General features: G+C 64.3%; 14 protein-coding genes, 2 tRNA genes and 3 rRNA genes. 5 read left to right on the top strand and 14 right to left on the bottom strand.

Features of this window, described 5'->3' with window-relative positions:
• Positions 1–16: 16 nt before the first annotated feature.
• Positions 17–562: a peroxiredoxin gene (locus tag KUV67_07790; GenBank protein MBY6204777.1), complete on the top strand. Its 546-nt coding sequence runs from the start codon at positions 17–19 to the stop codon at positions 560–562.
• A 31-nt stretch (positions 563–593) separates the two neighbouring features.
• Here the strand turns inward: KUV67_07790 and KUV67_07785 are convergent, their stop codons facing one another.
• The gene (locus tag KUV67_07785; GenBank protein MBY6204776.1) at positions 594–1,463 is read right to left on the bottom strand and encodes a hypothetical protein; all 870 of its coding nucleotides are present in this window, start codon (positions 1,461–1,463) and stop codon (positions 594–596) included.
• A gap of 87 nt (positions 1,464–1,550) precedes the next feature.
• On the opposite strand from KUV67_07785, the gene glmS reads away from it, so the two are divergent.
• Positions 1,551–3,368, top strand: a complete 1,818-nt coding sequence (glmS, locus tag KUV67_07780) for a glutamine--fructose-6-phosphate transaminase (isomerizing) (protein ID MBY6204775.1) — start codon at positions 1,551–1,553, stop codon at positions 3,366–3,368.
• Positions 3,369–3,777: 409 nt separating this feature from the next.
• On the opposite strand, the gene KUV67_07775 is transcribed toward glmS, so the two are convergent.
• Together KUV67_07775 and KUV67_07770 are read right to left on the bottom strand one after the other, a co-directional pair.
• Positions 3,778–3,927, bottom strand: a complete 150-nt coding sequence (locus tag KUV67_07775) for a hypothetical protein (GenBank protein MBY6204774.1) — start codon at positions 3,925–3,927, stop codon at positions 3,778–3,780.
• Positions 3,928–3,968: 41 nt separating this feature from the next.
• On the bottom strand, positions 3,969–4,151 hold the full coding sequence (locus KUV67_07770) for a hypothetical protein (protein ID MBY6204773.1): 183 nt from the start codon (positions 4,149–4,151) through the stop codon (positions 3,969–3,971).
• 241 nt (positions 4,152–4,392) lie between these two features.
• Here KUV67_07770 and KUV67_07765 point away from each other — a divergent pair, with 241 nt between their 5' ends.
• Both KUV67_07765 and KUV67_07760 read left to right on the top strand, forming a co-directional pair.
• The gene (locus tag KUV67_07765; protein MBY6204772.1) at positions 4,393–5,295 is read left to right on the top strand and encodes a DMT family transporter; all 903 of its coding nucleotides are present in this window, start codon (positions 4,393–4,395) and stop codon (positions 5,293–5,295) included.
• A gap of 86 nt (positions 5,296–5,381) precedes the next feature.
• The gene (locus KUV67_07760) at positions 5,382–5,933 is read left to right on the top strand and encodes a hypothetical protein (GenBank protein MBY6204771.1); all 552 of its coding nucleotides are present in this window, start codon (positions 5,382–5,384) and stop codon (positions 5,931–5,933) included.
• A gap of 72 nt (positions 5,934–6,005) precedes the next feature.
• Here KUV67_07760 and KUV67_07755 read toward each other — a convergent pair whose 3' ends face one another.
• From KUV67_07755 to KUV67_07745, 3 genes are all read right to left on the bottom strand, one after another.
• Positions 6,006–7,961 carry a M48 family metallopeptidase gene (locus tag KUV67_07755; protein ID MBY6204770.1) on the bottom strand — a complete coding sequence of 652 codons (1,956 nt, stop codon included), beginning with the start codon at positions 7,959–7,961 and terminating at the stop codon, positions 6,006–6,008.
• Between the two features lie 49 nt (positions 7,962–8,010).
• On the bottom strand, positions 8,011–8,595 hold the full coding sequence (locus KUV67_07750; protein ID MBY6204769.1) for a LemA family protein: 585 nt from the start codon (positions 8,593–8,595) through the stop codon (positions 8,011–8,013).
• 84 nt (positions 8,596–8,679) lie between these two features.
• Positions 8,680–10,365, bottom strand: a complete 1,686-nt coding sequence (locus KUV67_07745; protein ID MBY6204768.1) for a glutamine--tRNA ligase/YqeY domain fusion protein — start codon at positions 10,363–10,365, stop codon at positions 8,680–8,682.
• A gap of 130 nt (positions 10,366–10,495) precedes the next feature.
• Here KUV67_07745 and KUV67_07740 point away from each other — a divergent pair, with 130 nt between their 5' ends.
• Complete coding sequence (locus tag KUV67_07740; protein ID MBY6204767.1) at positions 10,496–11,770, top strand: dicarboxylate/amino acid:cation symporter; 1,275 nt, start codon at positions 10,496–10,498, stop codon at positions 11,768–11,770.
• A 9-nt stretch (positions 11,771–11,779) separates the two neighbouring features.
• On the opposite strand, the gene KUV67_07735 is transcribed toward KUV67_07740, so the two are convergent.
• The 8 genes from KUV67_07735 to KUV67_07700 form a co-directional block, all read right to left on the bottom strand.
• On the bottom strand, positions 11,780–12,328 hold the full coding sequence (locus tag KUV67_07735) for a TlpA family protein disulfide reductase (GenBank protein ID MBY6204766.1): 549 nt from the start codon (positions 12,326–12,328) through the stop codon (positions 11,780–11,782).
• 1,004 nt (positions 12,329–13,332) lie between these two features.
• A 5S ribosomal RNA gene (gene rrf / locus KUV67_07730) occupies positions 13,333–13,447 on the bottom strand.
• Between the two features lie 110 nt (positions 13,448–13,557).
• Positions 13,558–16,446, bottom strand: a 23S ribosomal RNA gene (locus tag KUV67_07725).
• 185 nt (positions 16,447–16,631) lie between these two features.
• Positions 16,632–16,707, bottom strand: a tRNA-Ala gene (locus KUV67_07720).
• A 7-nt stretch (positions 16,708–16,714) separates the two neighbouring features.
• Positions 16,715–16,791 (bottom strand) — tRNA-Ile (locus KUV67_07715).
• Between the two features lie 95 nt (positions 16,792–16,886).
• Positions 16,887–18,436, bottom strand: a 16S ribosomal RNA gene (locus KUV67_07710).
• Together the 16S, 23S and 5S rRNA genes with 2 tRNA genes alongside form the textbook arrangement of a ribosomal RNA operon.
• A gap of 385 nt (positions 18,437–18,821) precedes the next feature.
• The gene (gene trmB / locus KUV67_07705) at positions 18,822–19,541 is read right to left on the bottom strand and encodes a tRNA (guanosine(46)-N7)-methyltransferase TrmB (GenBank protein ID MBY6204765.1); all 720 of its coding nucleotides are present in this window, start codon (positions 19,539–19,541) and stop codon (positions 18,822–18,824) included.
• On the bottom strand, positions 19,538–20,326 hold the full coding sequence (locus tag KUV67_07700; protein MBY6204764.1) for a thiazole synthase: 789 nt from the start codon (positions 20,324–20,326) through the stop codon (positions 19,538–19,540). Before KUV67_07700 ends, trmB begins: the two co-directional genes overlap by 4 nt.
• Between the last annotated feature and the right edge of the window lie 16 nt (positions 20,327–20,342).

The following is a 20,342-nucleotide window of genomic DNA, read 5'->3' as shown; positions in this document are numbered from 1 at the left end:
GCGCATCCGCATCGCCCTGCTTACGATGATCCCCGGCCTGCTGGCCGCCCTGCTGCTGGCCGCGCTGCTGCCGGCCGCCCCGCTCTCGGCGCAGACCGTCGGCGAACCGGCTCCCGAATTCGAGCTCGTCGACCAGTACGGCGATGCCTACTCGCTGGACGATTTCAGCGGGCGCTGGCTGGTGCTCTACTTCTACCCGCGCGCCGACACGCCCGGCTGCACGACCGAAGCCTGCAACTTCCGCGACAACATCTACGCGATTCGCGGCGCCGGCGCCGAGGTGGTGGGCATCAGTGTCGACTCGGTCGAGGACCAGAAGGCGTTCTCGGACAAGTACAAGCTGCCGTTCCCGGTACTGTCCGACGTGGGCGGCGGAACCAGCGATGCCTACGGCGTGCTTCGCGAAATGGGCTCGACCGGTATCGCCAATCGCGAGACCTTCCTGATCGATCCGCAAGGCGTGATCGTCAAGCACTACGAACAGGTCGATCCGGAGACCCACACGCAGGACGTGGTGGCCGATCTCCAGGACCTGCGCGACGAGTACTCGCCGGCCGGCTAGCCCGACAGGCCGTTGGGCGGTTCGCCGGTCGTCAGTCGAGGCGCCAGGCGTCCAGCCAGCGCAGGTCCACCGGCTCGAAGCCGTGGTCGGCGACCAGCCGGCGGTGGAAGTCCGGGAAGTGGCCGGCGCCGTAGAACAGCGCGATGCGCCGATGGCCGGAGGCTCGTTCGCGCTCGAGCACGTCGAGCGCCTTGCGGTTCCGCTCGGTGATCAACGTCGACCCCTCCGGCCCGCTCATGGCCTCGAGCACGTCCTGCTCCGTGGCCAGCTGGCGGGCGAACATCCGCTTCAGCGCCAGCTGCCGGTCGTCGGCGAGCAGGATCTTCAGCAAGTCGACCTGGGCCTGCGCGGACGCGTCGGGCGTCTGCTGCGCCATCCCCGCGATCCAGGCCCGGAACAGCATGCCGAGCATCGATTCGTTACGGGCCTCCATCGACGCGCTGAACTCCTCGGCGGTCATGTCGGCGTGGACGAAGTGGTCGCGGTCGTAGTCGATCTCGTCGAGCTGGAAGGCCAGCCCGAGAACGTCCTTCATCCCGCCCTGCAGGAAGCCGACGGCCGACAGGTTCCGGTCCGTCGACCGGTCGCGCGCCGACGCGGCCGCATCGGGGTCGCCGACCAGTTCGTAGAGCACGACGTCGTAGTCGTCGAAGGAGCGATTGAGCGCCTCGAAATACGCCTCGTCGGCGACGTGCACGGCGCCGACCAGGTCGAGCCGGGTGCCGTCTTCGGCGCGATACCCGGCCACCGCGACCTGGAGCGCGTCGGGCGCACCTTCGGCGGTTTCGCTGACCCGGAGAAAGACCGGTTCGGCGGGTTCGGTGCCCTCGGCCAGCAAGGGGGCGGCCGGGAGCAGAAGGAGCAGGCCGAGCAGGCCGTCGAGCAGTCGATTTCGTTTCATGCGTCCAGTATGCCTCGGGCGACGGCGCCGGTCGCGCTGCTATCATTCGAACCTGTTTCGACCTCACCTTTTCGGGAGCGTTCATCCATGTGCGGAATCGTCGCCGCGATCGCCGAACGAAACGTCGTGCCGCTGCTCGTCGACGGGCTGCGCCGGCTGGAATATCGCGGCTACGATTCGGCCGGGCTGGCCTTCGTCGACGACCGGGGCGGACTGGTCCGCGAGCGAGCGGTCGGCAAGGTCGCGGCGCTGGCCGACGCGCTGAGCGAGGGCCACAGTGGTCACGTCGGCCTGGCGCACACGCGCTGGGCGACCCACGGCCGGCCCAGCGAGGCGAACGCCCACCCGCACGTCTCCGAGGACCGGATCGGCATCGTCCACAACGGCATCATCGAGAACCACGATGCCCTGCGCGACGAGTTGCGCGACGCGGGCTACGCCTTCGCATCGGACACCGATTCCGAAATCGTCGCCCACCTGGTTCACCGTGAACTCGAACGCGGCCAGGCCTTCGACGACGCGCTTCGCACGGTGGTCGGGCGCCTGGAAGGAAGTTTCGCCCTGGCGGTGATCGACTGCGAGCGGCCCGACCGCATCTGGGGCATCCGCCAGGGCAGCCCGCTGGTGGTCGGCGTGGGCGTCGGCGAACACTTCCTGGCCTCGGACGCTGCCGCGCTGGTGCCGTTCACCCAGCAGATGATGTTTCTCGAGGACGGGGACATCGCCTGCATCCGGCGCGACCGGGCCGAAGTGACCGACGCCGACGGCCGGGCCGTCGAGCGGCCGGTCCGCATCTCGTCGATTCCCGCCGACAGCGCCGATCGCGGTTCCTACCGTCATTTCATGCTCAAGGAGATCCACGAGCAGCCCGGCGCGATCGCGGCGACCCTGGACGGCTACCTCGACGGCGGGCGGCTGCTGCCCGAACTGGACCCGGACCTGCTGAAGCGGATCCGGGCGATCCATATCCTGGCCTGCGGGACCAGCTACCACGCCGGCATGGTGGCGCGGTACTGGATCGAGCAGCTGGCCGGTATCCCGGTGACGGTCGAGATTGCCAGCGAGTACCGCTACCGGGAGCCCGCCGTGCCGCAGGACACGCTGATGCTGGCGATTTCCCAGTCCGGCGAGACGGCCGACACGCTCGCGGCGCTGGAGATGGCGGCCAACCGGACCTACCTGGCTCGCCTGGGCATCTGCAACGTGCCCGAAAGCGCCCTGACCCGGACCTGCGAACACGTGCTGATGACCCGGGCGGGGCTGGAGATCGGCGTGGCCTCGACCAAGGCCTTCACCACGCAGCTGGCCGTGCTTCTGCTGCTGGCCGGGGCCCTGGGCCGCGAGCACGGTCTCGGCGAACGCGCGGTGCGGGACGTGACCGAAGCGCTCGGCCAGGTGGTGCAGCAGGCGCGGGAGGTCCTGGCCGTGGAAGACCGGATCGAAGCGCTGGCGGCCGGCATCGCAGACAAGCAGCACGCGCTGTTCCTGGGACGCGGCCCGGAGTTTCCGATCGCGCTGGAAGGCGCACTGAAACTCAAGGAAGTGTCCTACATCCACGCCGAGGGCTATGCGGCCGGCGAACTGAAGCACGGTCCGCTGGCCCTGGTCGACGAGGACCTGCCGGTGATCGTTTCGGCATCGAGCAACCGGCTGCTGGAGAAACTGAAGGGCAACCTCCACGAGGTGCGCGCGCGCGGCGGACAGATGACGGTCTTCGCCGACCGCCAGGTCACGCTGGCCAGCGCCGACGGGGTCGAGGTCGTCCACCTGCCGATCGATCACTCGATCGCCTCTCCGATCCTCCAGGTACTCCCGCTCCAGCTGCTGGCCTACCACGTGGGTGTGCTGCGCGGCACGGACGTCGATCAGCCGAGGAATCTGGCCAAGTCGGTCACGGTGGAGTAGCAGGCGGGCCCCAGGCGCGGCGCTGGCCGGGCTTCGCTCAGTCGCCGGTCATCCCGAGCGGTTCGAGGCGACACGAGCGGTTCGAGGGGACAGGCAGCAATCAGGAATCCGTGGGAGTGAGCTTGCGAGCGAACGGGTCAAGCCCCCGGATCGGAACAACGGCCATCGCTCGCAAGCTCACTCCCACAGGGGCAATGCAGCCACATCGATCGTCCAGGCTCTGCGGGCGACCGACGGGACGCGTCGATGAAAAAAAAGGCCCCGGCGCGAGGCGCCGAGGCCGAAAAAAAACGCGCCCGATCCAGGAGCGGGCGCGTCTGGTTCCCAAGCCTGCCATGGGAGGTGCAGGCGAGCGTGCCGGAAAAACCCCTTCGCCGGTACGCTACTTCAGGTTCCCCTTCCCCGGGAATCAGTTGGTCAGCGAGGAATGAGCCTGATCGGCGCGTGCGTCCAGGTCGACGGCCTCGGCATCGAGGTCGATCAGCCAATCGAGGATGGCTTCTTCGGCCATCAGGGCGTCGAGGTTCGCGGCGTTGATGCTGTTCAGGTCCATGTTCATTTCCTCTCGTTGCGCGAGTCCAGGCATTCCTGGCTCGAACGTCAGTTGGTCAGCGAGGAGCGACCCTGGTCTGCGCCGGCTTCGAAGTCGGCGTCCTCGGCTTCGAGGTCGACCAGCCAATCCAGAATGGCTTCTTCTGCCATCAGGGCGTCGAGGTTTGCGGCGTCGATGCTGTTCAGGTCCATGTCCAGTTCCTCTCGATTCGTGGTGTCTGCGTCGAACATGTCGGTCTTCCGGTTTCGTTTGCTTGTTCGCGGACTCGCACTCGGTAATGCAAACAGCGTGCCAAATAGTCCGCACCCTCCCCGATCGCCCGTGGTTCAGGGCGATTGGCGGGGCACGGGAAGGGGCGATCGGGCGCCGAGTGACGCTTTCCGTCAGTCCCGGACGCCAATTCGTCACCCCGCGGCACCCTGATCGACGCGGCGGTGGCAGAATCGGGGCCCGCCGAGCCAGGACGCGCCGATGCCCGTCGCCCACCTCGCCGCCCTGATCGCGATCTGCGTGATCTGGGCCGGCAACTTCATCGCCGCGGCCACCGCCGTTCGGTCCCTGGAGCCCGTGACGTTCACGGTGCTGCGCTTCGCGCTCGTGCTGGCGCTGCTGGCGCCGTTCCTGCGCCTGCCCCGGCGCGGCCAGTGGCTGAACCTCCTGACCGCCTGCTGGTGCATGGGCGCGCTGCATTTCGGCCTGGTGTTCGTGGCGCTGGACCGTTCGGCGGACATCTCCTCGGTCGCGATCCTGATGCAGGTCTACGTCCCCATCTCGACCCTGCTGGCGGTCGTGCTGCTCGGCGAACGGATCGGCTGGCGGTCGTCTGCCGCCATCGCGCTGGCCTTCGCCGGCGTGCTGGTGGTGGGCCTGGACCCGCTGGTGCTGGCGCAGCTCGACGTCCTGGCGCTGGTCCTGGCCTCGGCCTTCTTCCTGGCGCTGGGAACGATCTTCATGCGCCGGGTGCAGGGCGTGGGCCTGTTCAGCTTCCAGGCCTGGAACGCGCTGTTGTCGATCGTGCCACTTGCGCTTCTGGCGGCCTGGATGGAATCACCGGTGGAGCGGGTTCCCACCGTGGCGCTGGACGACCCGGCCTGGCCCGCGCTGGCCTATTCGGCGATCGGCGCGTCGATCGTCGGTCACGGCACCTTCTACTGGCTGGTCCAGCGCCACGAGATCAATCGGGTCACGCCGTACCTGCTGCTGGTCCCGGTCCTCGCGGTGGTGATGGGCATGCTGGTCTGGGGTGACCGTCCCGGCCCACGGCTGCTGCTCGGCGGCCTGCTGGTCATCGCTGGCGTCCTGTGGGTGACGCTGCGCGCGCGCTGGCGGGGCCGGCGCACGGTCGAACCCGAAACGGCCGGGCCCCAGGCCTGAATCGGGCTTGAACGGCCGATTCAGGCGGGATTCAACGCCTCCCGGGCAGACTGGCCTCGCACCCTGACCCCTGCGAGGACGCTGCAATGAACGCACGAAATACGAAGACCCATGCACTGAAGCTGGCGCTGGCCCTGGCCGTGCCGCTGGCATCGACCCTGCTGGCCGAGCCGGTCACCGCCGGTGACTCGGTCCGGCTCGAACTGCTGGCCGAGGCCGGATCGAGCCAGGCCGGATCGAACCAGGCCAAGTACGGCCGAGGGCACTCGGGCCACCGCCATGACGTCGGTCACGATCGCCGCCGCGGGCACGGCCACGGCCGGCGCGGCGGGCACGGACACTACGACGAGCGCCACTACGACTACGGCCACGGCAACTTCGTCCGCGAGCGCGCCCACCGGTACGCGAGGACGGCCGTCGGCCAGGCACGCGAGGCCCGCGCGCTGGGCTACTACAGTGACCACCCGCGCTGGCGCATGGACTACCACCGCCACTTCCGCTGGGCGCTGCAGGCCAGCCCCCACCGGATCGACGAAGAGATCCGGCGCCGGGCGCGCAAGCTGCGCGAGTTGAGAAGCTGGGGCCAGTACGGACCGGGCTGGGGCAACCACCGCCACGGACCGCACTGCCGCCACTGAGCGAGCGGGCGGCTTGCCCCCTCGCATGGAATTCATAGGAGGACGCCGGACCGCCCCGCCCCGCGGGGCGGTTCAGTTTGTCCGCTGTTCGCCCGGTGAGGCGTCGCCGCCGTCGAGCACCGGCAGCGGAACCCGAAGCACGCCGGCGACGAGCCGCAGCAATTCGTACTCCGCCGGAACCACGACGCCGTCGGTGCGGGCGCTGCGCACCAGGGCCTCGACCAGTTCACGCCGCGCATCCAGCGTGAGGTCGCCGAGTTCGCTGAAGATCGCGTCGAGCCGATCCTGCCAGTCGGGAGGCGTTCGCGCCGCGGTCTCGGTCTCGATGCCCTCGAGGCGGTCGGCCGCCGCGGCCCGCGCACGTCGTGCGGCCAGCGCATCGTCCGGCTGCCCCTGGTCGGCGAAGATCGCGATCAGGTCGGCGACTGCGTCGGCGTGGTCGGCCAGCGACCGGCGCCCCCCGACCATCTTACGCGGGGGTCGCAGCACGTCCTCGATCTCGCGATTGAGCAGGCGGGCCAGCACGTACTCGAAGACCGTGATCTCCCCGTCGGCCTCGGCCAACCGATCGACCAGCCGCATGAAGTCGAGCAGCTGCCGCTCGGGCCGCCGCCGGAGGGCCGGGAAGGCCAGTTCGAGCAGCGGCAGGCGCAATCGCACGGGAAGATCCGGCTCGATGTTCAGCAGGTCGCGAACCTGCGCTTCGCTGTCCGAGCCCATGGCTTCGGCAATCATCAGCAGCTGCTGCTCGCGAAGGTCCGGGTCGGCGGCGATCAGCAGGAACAGGATCAGTTCCGGTGCCCATTCGTCGGAGTGCGCCGCGCGCTCCAGCGGCGCCGGCACCTCTGCCAGCAGGCCGGCGACCATCAGCATCTGGGCCAGGCCCGGCTGACCGACCCGTTCGGCGAGCTGGTCGGCATCCAGGGTCAGTCCGCCCGGCAGCGCATGCTCGGGCCGGGCCGATTCCACGGCCTCCTGCTCGGCCCGCGCAAGTCGGGCCTGGCGATGGCGGGCCATCTCCGCGGTTGCCCTGGCGAATTCCTCGGGCTGGAAACCCGGCCGGATCCGGGTGATCCGGTCGACCAGGGGCGGATGGGTGGCGAACATCCGACTGGCCAGGCCGCTGGCGAACAACATGTGCCCGACCTCCTCGGTGTTCACGACCAGCTGCGACCCGGACGTCGCCGCACCGATCTTGGTCAGCGCACCGGCGATGCCGGCCGGGCTGCGCGTGAACTGGACCGCCGACGCATCGGCCAGGTATTCGCGCTGGCGCGACACCGCCGCCTGGATCCAGCGGCCGAAGAACAGACCGATGTAGCCGATGAGCATGACCGCCAGCGCGGCCAGCACGATGCCGCCGCCCTTGCGACCCCGGCCCCCGCCGTAGCGCATCGACGAGAGCATCTTTCGTCCCGCGACGGCCAGCACGAGGATGCCGAACAGGACGCCCATCAGGCGGATGTTCAAACGCATGTCGCCGTTGAAGACGTGGCTGAACTCGTGCGCGATGACGCCCTGCAGCTCCTCGCGGCTGAGATTCTCGAGCGCGCCGCGGGTCACCGCCACGGCCGCGTCGGACGGCGACCAGCCCGCGGCGAAGGCGTTGATGCCGTCCTCGTGATCGAGGACGAAGACTTCGGGCACCGGGACCCCCGAAGCGATGGCCATTTCCTCGACGATATTGAGGAGCCGTCGTCGCAGAGGGTCGGTGGTGGTGCCGTCGACTTCGACGCCTCCGAGCTCGCGCGCGACCCGCGATCCGCCGCCGCGCAGCTGCACGGTGCGATAGAGACTGGCGATCACGATCACCGCCAGGGTGATCGCGCTGGTCACGGCCATGATCGGAAGCGCGGCCTCCATCGAGCGCGGGGCGACCGACCCCTGTTCGCCTCCGGCCACCTGGCCGAACACGAACAGGGCCACGAGGTTCATCGCCACCAGGATGGCCAGGACGGCGGCACCGAAGGCGACGACCAGCATCCGCGTCTGGCGACGCGCGCGATCCTGCTGCTGGAAGAAATCCATGCGCTAGCGGTCCGGGCGGAAGCGCGGCGGCGAGGGCCGCCGCGCGGGATCAGCCGAAGTCGACCTGGACCGCTTCGCGCTTGGCCGGGTCGTCGATCTCGAGCAACTGGGCGGGACCGAATCCGAAGGGGCCGGCGATGAAGTTGTTCGGCACCGTCTCGCGCAGGATGTTGTAGTGCATCACCGCGTCGTTGTAGGCCTGGCGCGCAAACGCGACCTTGTTCTCGGTGGCCGTGATCTCTTCGGACAACTGCATCATGTTCTCGTTGGCCTTGAGATCGGGATAGGACTCCGACAGGGCAAACAGGCGCCCGAGTGCACCGGAGAGTCCCTGCTCGGCCTGGTTGAGCTGGTTGACCGCGTCCGGATCGCCGGGGTTGGCGGAGGCCTGCTTGAGGCCCGTGACCGCCGCATTGCGCGCCTGGATCACCGCCTCGAGCGTCTCCTTCTCGTGCGCCATGTACTTCTTGGCGACCTCGACCAGGTTGGGGATCAGGTCGTAGCGCCGCGTCAACTGGACGTCGATCTGGGCGAACGCGTTCTTGTAGCGATTCCTGGCCGTGACCAGGCGGTTGTAGATCGATACCGCGTAGAACACCAGTAGCGCGAGCGCGCCGAGCACAATCCACTCCATCCCAGGACCTCCGTCGGATACCGATTTTCAGTGTAGCCGATCCGACTCGCAGCGCCCAGCGCGAGGAGTCCGCGGTCGGGACCGTCAGCGGAGCTGCTTCTCGATCTTGGCCCAGGTGTCGCGAAGGGTGACGGCCCGGTTGAACACCGGGGCTTCAGGCGTGCTGTCCGGGTCGACGACGAAGTAGCCGGTGCGCTCGAACTGCATGTGCGTCCCGGGCTCGAGATCCTGCAGCCCCGGCTCCACAAAGGCCCCGTCGACTACCTGCAGCGACTCCGGGTTCAGGTGCTCGACGAAATCCCGCTCCTTGTCGGCGGCCGGGTGCGGCACCGAAAACAGCCGGTCGTAGAGGCGAACCTCGGCGCGGACGGCATGCTCGGCCGAAAGCCAGTGGATCGTGCCCTTGACCTTGCGGTCGGCGCCCGGCTGGCCGGATCGGGTATCGGGGTCGAAGGAGCAGCGAAGTTCGACGACGTCGCCGGCGTCGTTCTTGACGACCTCGTCGCAGCGGATGATGAACGCGTTGCGCAGGCGGACCTCGCCGCCGGGCTTGAGCCGGAAGAACTTCTTCGGCGCCTCCTCCATGAAGTCGCTGGCCTCGATGAGCAGTTCACGCGTCAGCGGCACCTTGCGCGTGCCCATCTCCGGGTCCTGCGGATGGTTCGGCAGCTCGAGCCATTCGACTTCGCCTTCGGGGAAGTTGGTCAGCGAGACCTTGAGCGGATCGAGCACGGCCAGCCGACGGGGCGCGCGCGCGTTCAGGTCGTCGCGGAGATTGCGCTCCAGGGACCCGAAGGGAATCACGCTTTCGGACTTGCTCACGCCGATCTCGGTGCAGAAATTGCGGATCGAGGCCGGCGTGAAACCGCGCCGTCGGATTCCGGCCAGCGTGGGCATGCGCGGATCGTCCCAACCGTCGACATGGCCTTCCTCGACCAGGCGGGACAGGCGCCGCTTCGACAGGACGGTGAAGTCCAGGTTGAGGCGCGAGAACTCGATCTGCCGGGGGCGTGCCGGCACCGGCAAATGCTCGATCAGCCAGTCGTACAGCGGCCGGTGGTCTTCGAACTCCAGCGTGCACAGGGAGTGGGAAATGCCCTCGATCGCATCCGACTGGCCGTGGGCGAAGTCGTAGCTGGGGTAGATGCACCAGGCGTCGCCGGTGCGCGCGTGGTGCTGGTGGCGGATCCGGTACAGCACCGGGTCGCGCAGGTTGATGTTCGGCGCGGCCATATCGATCTTCGCGCGCAGCACGTGGGCCCCGTCCGGGAACTCGCCGGCGCGCATCCGGGCCAGGAGGTCGCGGCTTTCTTCGGCCGGACGGTCGCGGTACGGGCTGTCGGTGCCCGGCTCCGTCAGCGTGCCGCGCTGCGCCCGGATCGCGTCGGCATCCTGGCTGTCGACGTAGGCCAGGCCCTCATCGATCAGGTGCTGCGCCCAGGCATAGAGCTGCTCGAAATAGTCCGATGCGTAGCATTCGCGCGCCCATTCGTAGCCGAGCCAGGCGACGTCGGTGCGGATCGAGTCGACGTAGCGCTGTTCTTCCTTCACCGGGTTCGTGTCGTCGAAGCGCAGATTGGTTTCGCCGCCGAACTCGGCGGCCATCGCGAAGTTCAGCGCGATCGACTTGGCGTGGCCGATATGCAGGAATCCGTTGGGCTCGGGCGGAAACCGCGTCACGATCCGCTGCACCGTGCCGTCCTCGAGGTCCTGGCGAATCCGGTTGCGGATGAAATGGCTCGGGGCCGCGGGCGGGGACGAATCGGTCATCGTTCACGAGGGGCTGCGAAGGGCCCGCTAGTGTAGCGAATCGCCCGGCGCGCGGCTCGCTCCGGATCGGATTTCCCTTCATTCCGGGGATTTGCGATACTCAGCGCCCCTTCCCTGCCCGGCCCCGACCATGAGCGAAGTCCACTTCAATCACAAGCGCCTGTCGAACCACATCCTGATCGGGCTGGTGCTCGGGCTCGTTGCCGGGATCGCGCTGAACGCGACCGTGGCGGACGTTCCCTGGGTCCGCTCGTTCGTGATCGACGGCGTGCTCGAAGTGGTCGGTGAAGTCTTCATCCGGTTCCTGAGCATGCTCGTCGTGCCGCTGGTGTTCGTCTCGCTGATCACCGGGGTGAGCTCGCTGTCGGACCCTAAGAAGCTGGGCCGGGTCGGAGGCAAGGCCGTCGGCCTGTACATGCTGACCACCGGCATCGCCGTTTCTTTGGCGCTGCTGGCGGCCATCGTGGTCCAGCCGGGCGTGGGGGCCAACCCAACGGAGGTGGTCGAGCGGGAGATCGCCGCCCAGCCGTCCTTCGGGCAAGTGCTGATCGAGATGATCCCGCGCAACCCGGTCCAGGCCATGGCCGAAGGCGACATGCTGCCCATCATCATCTTCGCGGTCCTGCTGGGGCTTTCGATCGCGATCTCGGGCGCCGCCGGCGAGCGCATCAGCCGCTTCTTCGCCGATTTCAACGAGATCATCATGAAACTGGTCGGCTTCGTGATGCTCCTGGCGCCCTACGGGGTCTTCGCGCTGATCTGCGTACTCGGCGCGACGACCGGCTGGGACACCTTCGTCGGCGTCCTGAAGTACGTGGTTCTGGTGATCGTGGTGCTGATCCTTCATGCGGCGATCAGTTACTCGTTGCTGCTGAAGCTGCTCGCCGGACTGAATCCGCTGACCTTCTTCCGCAAGATGCGGGCGGTGCTGGCGTTCGCGTTCTCGACCGCGTCGAGCGGGGCGACCATCCCGGTGACCCTGCGGACAGTCGAGAAGCGGTTGGGCGCGAACAATCGCGTCGCTTCGTTCACGGTCCCTCTGGGCGCGACGATCAACATGGACGGCACCGCGATCATGCAGGGGATCGCGACCGGATTCATCGCCCAGTACTACGGGGTCGATCTGACGGTCGGCCAGTACCTGATGGTGATCCTGATGGTCATCATGGCATCGATCGGCGCGGCCGGCGTGCCCGGCGTCGGCCTGATCCTGCTCGCCGGCGTGCTGGCCTCGGTGGGCCTTCCGGCCGAGGGCATCGCATTGATCCTCGGCGTCGATCGCCTGCTGGACATGACCCGGACCGCGGTCAACGTGGCCGGAGACGCCACCGTGACCTGCATCGTGGCGAAGAGCGAAGGCGAGCTGGACGAACAGACCTTCGCCGAGTTCAGCCGGGACGACTGAGGCGGGGGGTCAGCAGCCTCCACTGGACAGGATGTCGTCCAGCGACTCGCGCAGGCGTGCGGCCCAGTAGGGCGCGCGCCGCTGGGCCTTCTGCCGGTGGCTCATTTCTTCCCAGCCCGGAGGGTTGCCGATCGCCAGCTCGTAGCGGTCGAAGCAGACCGTGCCCGTCGGGTCGATGATGTAGACGGCCGGCGTACCGCGAACGCCCCACGCTTCCGCGACCCCGTCGGCGCCGGGAAACAGCATGAAGTCGAAGCCGCGCTGCACGATGTACTCGAGCGGATCCTTCTCGTCGCGGAAATTCAGCGCGTACACCGTCACGTCATCGCCGTACTCATCGACCACGCTCTGCAGGTGCGGCATCAGCGCCTGGCAGTAGGGGCACCAGCTGGCCCAGAACAGGTAGACGCCCACACCCTGCTGATCATCCGGCAGGGTGATCTCCGTACCGTCGCCCGTCGCCAGGGTGAAGGATTGTCCGGGCCTGGCGTACGAATTCCCCGCGACGAGGAGCGCGAGAGCCAGCAGGGCAGCGGTCACGATTCGATTCAGGTGCATTGCGGCAATCTCCAGCGGGTCGGGCCGTCAGCGTACGCCGCTCATCCGGATAAAGCGAATCATCAAGCGGCGCTCGACCAGAGGACCGGAGCCAGGGCAAGAAGATTGCGCCGCGCACCGTTCGGCCGTGCGCGAATGCGCTTGGCTCCGGTCGACCGAGGACGCGCTCGGGGTTCAGCGGCGGAGTCTCCCCGTCGAGCACCGGCGCTCAGCGGAGCGGATGGTCATGACCATTGCAGGCGTACACCGAAGTATTCGAGAGATCCACGGCCCAGCGAACACACAACTGAACAAGATTGCCCGACGGTGACCCGCCTGCGGGTGCGTGTACCCGCAAATCAATTTCTCGGGCGCAGGCCAATCAAAATGGCCCGAAAGGGCCTTCGAGCGTGGCATCCAGGTGGAAGAAGGCGACGGAGTCTGCGCGTTCAGCGCAAGCGCGAAGCGGAGGGACTTCCGGACATGCGCCGGAAGTCCCGAGTGCGGCTGCGGCCCAGCAGACGCACAAATAGAAGATCATGCCCGGCGGTGACCCGGCTGCGGGTGCGTGTACCCGCAAATCAATTTCTCGGCCGCAGGACAATCAAAAAGGCCCGAAAGGGCCTTCGAGGGCGGCATCCAGGTGGAAGAAGGCGACGGAGTCTGCGCGTCCAGCGCAAGCGCGAAGCGGAGGGACTTCCGGACATGAGCCGGAAGTCCCGAGTGCGGCTGCGGCCCAGCAGACGCACAAATAGAAGATCATGCCTGGCGGTGACCCGCCTGCGGTGGCGTGTCTCCGCAAATCAAGATCTCAGCCGAAGGCCAATCCAGATGGCCCGCAGGGCCTTCGAGCACAGCTGCGGTACCTGCGATGGCCACCGAGTCTGCGCGTTCAGCGCTAGCGCGTAGCGGAGCAAGTTGCGGACATGCGCCGCAACTTGCGGGTGCGTGAGCGGCCCAGCGAACGCACAATCCAGAAATAAAAAAAGCCCAGACTCGTGATGAATCTGGGCTTTTGAATAAATGCCTGGCGGTGACCTACTCTCACATGGGAAACCCCACACTACCATCGGCGCTGCTGCGTTTCACTTCCGAGTTCGGGATGGGATCGGGTGGTTCCACAGCGCTATTGCCACCAGGCAAAGCGAACTGATATCTGCACGGCCAGCGGGCCATGCAGCGGAATTCTGTTCAAGAGCGTGTCGTGTCGCGCGGATCAAGATCCTGCGCAAAGTTGGCTTTGGCGTTATATGACCAAGCCTCACGGGCAATTAGTACTGGTTAGCTTCATGCATTGCTGCACTTCCACACCCAGCCTATCAACCTGGTCGTCTTCCAGGGCCCTACAGGGACCTCAAGGGTCCAGTGAAACCTCATCTTGGGAGGGGCTTCCCGCTTAGATGCTTTCAGCGGTTATCCCGTCCGATCATAGCTACCCGGCGATGCATCTGGCGATACAACCGGAACACCAGCGGATCGTCCACTCCGGTCCTCTCGTACTAGGAGCAGATTCCCTCAAGTTTCAAGCGCCCACGGCAGATAGGGACCGAACTGTCTCACGACGTTCTAAACCCAGCTCGCGTACCACTTTAAATGGCGAACAGCCATACCCTTGGGACCGGCTACAGCCCCAGGATGTGATGAGCCGACATCGAGGTGCCAAACACCGCCGTCGATATGAACTCTTGGGCGGTATCAGCCTGTTATCCCCGGAGTACCTTTTATCCGTTGAGCGATGGCCCTTCCATACAGAACCACCGGATCACTAAGACCTGCTTTCGCACCTGCTCGATCCGTCGATCTTGCAGTCAAGCACCCTTGTGCCTTTGCACTCAGCGCACGATGTCCGACCGTGCTGAGGGTACCTTCGTGCTCCTCCGTTACTCTTTGGGAGGAGACCGCCCCAGTCAAACTACCCACCACACACTGTCCCCGACCCGGATAACGGGCCTGGGTTAGAACTCCAATTACACCAGGGTGGTATTTCAAGGTTGGCTCCACGCAGACTGGCGTCCACGCTTCAATGCCTCCCACCTATCCTACACAGGAATAACCGAAGTTCAGTGTGAAGCTATAGTAAAGGTTCACGGGGTCTTTCCGTCTAGCCGCGGGTACGCTGCATCTTCACAGCGATTTCAATTTCACTGAGTCTCGGGTGGAGACAGTGTGGCCATCGTTACGCCATTCGTGCAGGTCGGAACTTACCCGACAAGGAATTTCGCTACCTTAGGACCGTTATAGTTACGGCCGCCGTTTACCGGGGCTTCGATCAAGAGCTTCGCCGAAGCTAACCCCATCACTTAACCTTCCGGCACCGGGCAGGCGTCACACCCTATACGTCCACTTACGTGTTTGCAGAGTGCTGTGTTTTTAATAAACAGTCGCAGCCACCTGGTCACTGCAACCCCCACCAGCTCCGAGAGCAAGTCTCTTCACCAGCAAGGGCGTACCTTCTCCCGAAGTTACGGTACCATTTTGCCTAGTTCCTTCACCCGAGTTCTCTCAAGCGCCTTGGGATTCTCACCCTGCCTACCTGTGTCGGTTTACGGTACGGTCACGTGTTACCTGAAGCTTAGAAGATTTTCCTGGAAGCATGGCATCAATGCCTTCGCGCCACATGGGCACTCCCCATCGCACCTCAGGCAATGATTCCCCGGATTTGCCAAAGGAATCGCCCTACATGCTTGGACCGGGACAACCAACGCCCGGCGCACCTAGCCTTCTCCGTCTCTCCATCGCAGTAACACCTGGTGCAGGAATATTAACCTGCTTCCCATCGACTACGCTTTTCAGCCTCGCCTTAGGGGCCGACTCACCCTGCGCCGATTAACGTTGCGCGAGGAAACCTTGGGCTTTCGGCGGGAGGGTTTTTCACCCTCCTTATCGTTACTCATGTCAGCATTCGCACTTCCGATACCTCCAGCATGCCTCTCGACACACCTTCGCAGGCCTACGGAACGCTCCTCTACCATGCAAGCAAGCTTGCATCCGCAGCTTCGGTACACAGCTTGAGCCCCGTTAAATCTTCCGCGCGGGCCGACTCGACCAGTGAGCTATTACGCTTTCTTTAAAGGGTGGCTGCTTCTAAGCCAACCTCCTGGCTGTCTGGGCCTTCCCACATCGTTTCCCACTTAGCTGTGATTTGGGGACCTTAGCTGGCGGTCTGGGTTGTTTCCCTTTCCACGACGGACGTTAGCACCCGCCGTGTGTCTCCCGTGATTGCACTTCCTGGTATTCGGAGTTTGCAATGGTTTGGTAAGTCGGTATGACCCCCTAGCCATAACAGTGCTCTACCCCCAGGAGTGAGACACGAGGCGCTACCTAAATAGCTTTCGAGGAGAACCAGCTATCTCCGAGTTTGTTTAGCCTTTCACTCCTAGCCACAGGTCATCCCCTAATTTTTCAACATTAGTGGGTTCGGGCCTCCAGTGAGTGTTACCTCACTTTCACCCTGCCCATGGCTAGATCACTCGGTTTCGGGTCTACTCCCAGCAACTGATCGCCCTATTCAGACTCGGTTTCCCTTCGCCTTCCCTAAACGGTTAAGCTTGCTACTGAAAGTAAGTCGCTGACCCATAATACAAAAGGTACGCCGTCACCCGGATAAATCCAGGCTCCGACTGCTTGTACGCACACGGTTTCAGGTTCTATTTCACTCCCCTCTCCGGGGTTCTTTTCGCCTTTCCCTCACGGTACTGGTTCGCTATCGGTCGGCAGAGAGTATTTAGCCTTGGAAGATGGTCCTCCCATGTTCAGACAGGGTTTCACGTGCCCCGCCCTACTCGATTTCACTTTCAATGCCTTTTCGCATACCGGGCTATCACCGTCTATGGCCGGCCTTCCCAGGCCGTTCTGCTAAAACAAAGAAAGCTTAAGGGCTAGTCCCCGTTCGCTCGTCGCTACTGAGGGAATCTCGGTTGATTTCTTTTCCTCCGGGTACTTAGATATTTCAGTTCTCCGGGTTCGCCTCCCTACCCTATGAATTCAGGTAGGGATACCTGCAAGCAGGTGGGTTTCCCCATTCGGAAATCCACGGATCAAAGTATGTTGTCAACTCCCCGTGGCTTATCGCAGACTACTACGTCCTTCATCGCCTTCTGCCGCCAAGGCATCCACCGTGTGCGCTTGGTCACTTGGTCATATAACCCAAAGCCAACTTCGGCTCGGGCGCTACAACTTCGCGGCCAAGATTTTGATCGCTGACACGACTGAACGGATCTCATGAACGAACAGCGGCTAAGCGTTCGACACTCGATCCATCCAAGACGCTCTTGAACAGAATTCCTGATTTTTAAAGAACTAGATCCGGCCGGCCCATCGAGAATGGTGGAGCCAGGCGGGATCGAACCGCCGACCTCCTGCGTGCAAGGCAGGCGCTCTCCCAGCTGAGCTATGGCCCCACAAGGATGGTGGGTCTGGGAAGATTTGAACTTCCGACCTCACCCTTATCAGGGGTGCGCTCTAACCAACTGAGCTACAGACCCATCGAAAACGATGAATCTCAAGAGCCGGCATAGTGCAGTTCTTGCTGCAGATAACTTGTGTTGGACGTCCCGAGAAGACCGGGTGCGTTCTCTTTAAAGGAGGTGATCCAGCCGCAGGTTCCCCTACGGCTACCTTGTTACGACTTCACCCCAGTCATTGACCACACCGTGGTAATCGTCCTCCCGAAGGTTAGACTAACTACTTCTGGTGCAGCCAACTCCCATGGTGTGACGGGCGGTGTGTACAAGGCCCGGGAACGTATTCACCGTAGCAATGCTGATCTACGATTACTAGCGATTCCGACTTCACGCAGTCGAGTTGCAGACTGCGATCCGGACTAGGATTGGCTTTGTGGGATTGGCTTACTCTCGCGAGTTCGCTGCCCTCTGTACCAACCATTGTAGCACGTGTGTAGCCCAGCCCGTAAGGGCCATGATGACTTGACGTCATCCCCACCTTCCTCCGGTTTATCACCGGCAGTCTCCTTAGAGTTCCCGACATTACTCGCTGGCAACTAAGGACAAGGGTTGCGCTCGTTGCGGGACTTAACCCAACATCTCACGACACGAGCTGACGACAGCCATGCAGCACCTGTCACTCGGTTCCCGAAGGCACCAAGGTATCTCTACCAAGTTCCGAGGATGTCAAGGGCTGGTAAGGTTCTTCGCGTTGCATCGAATTAAACCACATGCTCCACCGCTTGTGCGGGCCCCCGTCAATTCCTTTGAGTTTCAACCTTGCGGCCGTACTCCCCAGGCGGTCAACTTAACGCGTTAGCTTCGCCACTAAGTCCTATTAAGGGGACCCAACGGCTAGTTGACATCGTTTAGGGCGTGGACTACCAGGGTATCTAATCCTGTTTGCTACCCACGCTTTCGTGCCTGAGCGTCAGTCTTGGTCCAGTAAGCCGCCTTCGCCACTGATGTTCCTCCGGATATCTACGCATTTCACCGCTACACCCGGAATTCCGCTTACCTCTACCAGACTCTAGCCTGCCAGTATCGAATGCAATTCCCAGGTTAAGCCCGGGGCTTTCACATCCGACTTAGCAGGCCGCCTGCGCACGCTTTACGCCCAGTAATTCCGATTAACGCTTGCACCCTCCGTATTACCGCGGCTGCTGGCACGGAGTTAGCCGGTGCTTATTCCTTAGGTACCGTCAATTGCCATGGCGTATTAGGCCAGGCTGTTTCTTCCCTAATAAAAGTGCTTTACAACCCGCAGGCCTTCTTCACACACGCGGCATTGCTGGATCAGGCTTTCGCCCATTGTCCAATATTCCCCACTGCTGCCTCCCGTAGGAGTCCGGGCCGTGTCTCAGTCCCGGTGTGGCTGATCATCCTCTCAGACCAGCTACCGATCGTCGCCTTGGTAGGCTTTTACCCCACCAACAAGCTAATCGGACGTAGGCTCATCCTGCAGTGTGAGCTTTCAAGAAGAGGCCCACTTTCCTCCGTAGAGCGTATGCGGTATTAATCCGAGTTTCCCCGGGCTATCCCCCGCTGCAGGGCAGATTCCTACGCATTACTCACCCGTCCGCCACTCGTCAGCGCAGGAGCAAGCTCCCGCCTGTTACCGTTCGACTTGCATGTGTTAAGCATGCCGCCAGCGTTCAATCTGAGCCAGGATCAAACTCTTCAGTTTAAAAGCAATGAAGCTTTCGAACTTCGGAACGATCCCCACTCTGAAATTTCTTTCAGGGCGGGACGAACCGATTTGGCACCACGTAGTGGCCCAATCGGGACGCCCACACAAGTTATCTGCATCTGTTGTAAATGAACTGTTGTTCGCGCTTTGGCATTTCGCCGAAGCAGGCCGAGCAGTATACCGCGATTTCTGTTTTGGTCAACACCTTTCGAAAAATTCTTTCGGCCGGCGGACCCGTCGAAACCGCGTTTCAGCCCGACGAGCCGACGAATTATAGAGACGATTCCCGAGGTGTCAACAACTTTCTCGAACTTTTTTCCGGGCCGTCCGAGCGGGGCCCTCAAGAACCTTTGAATTCAACAGCTTGCGCCGCCTCGGGTCGTCAGGAAGAGCGGGCCCGGTAGAGCAGATCGCGCACTTCGTGTCCGCGTTTCAGGCCCCTGCGCTCGAAATGCGTTTCCGGTCGCCACTCGGGACGCTCGATGTCGGGGTGGCCGAGGTTCTCCAGCCCGGCTTCCGCGGCGAGCACCTCGTGCATCCACTCGGCGTAGGGGACCCAGTCGGTCGCCAGGTGGAGCATGCCGCCGGGCCGCAGCAGGCGCCGAGCCATCGCGGCGAAGGTGGGCGAAACGAGCCGACGCTTGTGGTGCCGTTTCTTCGGCCACGGGTCGGGGAAGTACACGCGCAGCATGTCGATCGACCCGTCGGGCTGACCCTGCAACACTTCGACGGCGTCGAGCATCGCCACGCGCACGTTCGAGCGCCCGTTCGCGTCCAGGCAGCGCAGGAGGCGGCCCATGCCGGGCTCGTGGACTTCGAAGCCGACGAAATTCGAATCCGGCTCGTTGCCGGACATCCAGCACAGCGCGTCGCCGTTGCCGCAGCCGATTTCGACGATCAACGGCGCGGATCGCTCGAACGCCTCGGCCAGTGGCGCGGTCGGGTCCGCGAGCCGGTAGCGCGGCAGCAGCTCATCCAGTGCGCGTTGTTGCGCCGGCGTCAGTCGGCCGGGACGGCGAACGAAACTCCGTACCCGTCGCCGCCGATCCGGTCCATCGGGTTCCCGGTCGCGTTCGGACCGATCGTCGTCCGCGTCGTTCACGGACCGATCAGACCGTCGACCGGGGACGATGCGGAGGCAAAGCGCTTGCGGGGGATGCGCCCGGCCAGGAACGCCTCCCGACCGGCCTCGATCGCCAGCCGCATCGCGCGCGCCATGCGGACCGGGTCCTTCGCCCCGGCGATCGCGGTGTTCATCAGGACACCGTCGCAACCCAGCTCCATGGCCACGGCGGCGTCGGACGCCGTGCCGACGCCGGCATCGACGAGGATCGGCACGGTCGCATCCTCGACGATGCTCAGGATGTTCCAACGGTTCTGGATGCCCAGGCCGGACCCGATCGGCGCCGCCAGCGGCATCACGGCGCAGCAACCCATTTCGGCCAGGCGTCGCGCGACGATCGGGTCGTCGTTGGTATAGACCATCACGTCGAAGCCGTCCCGGACCAGGATCTCGGCCGCCTTCAACGTTTCCGGAACGTCCGGGAACAGGGTCTTTTCATCGCCCAGCACTTCGAGTTTGACCAGCGTGTGTCCGTCGAGCAGTTCGCGGGCCAGCCGGCAGGTCCGGACGGCTTCGTCGGCGCTGTAGCAGCCGGCGGTGTTCGGAAGGATCGTGTAGCGATCCGGCGGCAGCACGTCGAGCAGATTCGGCTCGTCCGGATCCTGACCGATATTGCTGCGCCGGATCGCGACCGTGACGATTTCGGCGCCGGCGGCCTCGGTGGCCTTGCGGGTCTGCTCGAGGTCGCGATACTTGCCGGTCCCGGTCAGCAAGCGCGATCGGTACGTGGTGCCGGCAATGACCAGCGGTCGATCTTCAGGCATCGAATTCTCCAGGTGT

Origin of the sequence: Halomonas denitrificans (assembly GCA_019800895.1) — a bacterium.
Lineage (GTDB): Bacteria > Pseudomonadota > Gammaproteobacteria > Xanthomonadales > Wenzhouxiangellaceae.
Note: the sequence above shows the minus strand (reverse complement) of the source record. Positions and strands in the feature narration are given on the sequence as shown.